The following is a 262-nucleotide window of genomic DNA, read 5'->3' as shown; positions in this document are numbered from 1 at the left end:
TTTCTGCCACCTGCTCCCCGGCCCCGAGGCGCAGCAGCTTGCCACGTGGATCGGCTGGCGCTTGCAGGGCGTGCGGGGAGGGCTGGCGGCGGGGTTGCTGTTCGTGATCCCGGGGGCGGCAATCATCCTCGCGCTGTCGGTGCTCTATGCGCTCGCCGCCAACCTCGGCTGGGTGGCGGCGCTGTTCACGGGGGTCAAGGCGGCGGTGCTGGCGATCGTGATGCAGGCGCTGCTCCGGATCGCGGGGCGCGCGCTCGATACC

1 protein-coding gene is annotated in these 262 nt (G+C 72.1%); it reads left to right on the top strand.

Going from position 1 to position 262, the window contains the following annotated elements:
• Positions 1–262 (top strand): chromate transporter (locus AX692_RS01005; protein ID WP_196491746.1); only part of this gene is annotated, 262 nt, incomplete at both ends.

The organism is Erythrobacter donghaensis (genome assembly GCF_001557325.1).
Classification (GTDB): domain Bacteria; phylum Pseudomonadota; class Alphaproteobacteria; order Sphingomonadales; family Sphingomonadaceae; genus Erythrobacter; species Erythrobacter donghaensis_B.
Note: the sequence above shows the minus strand (reverse complement) of the source record. Positions and strands in the feature narration are given on the sequence as shown.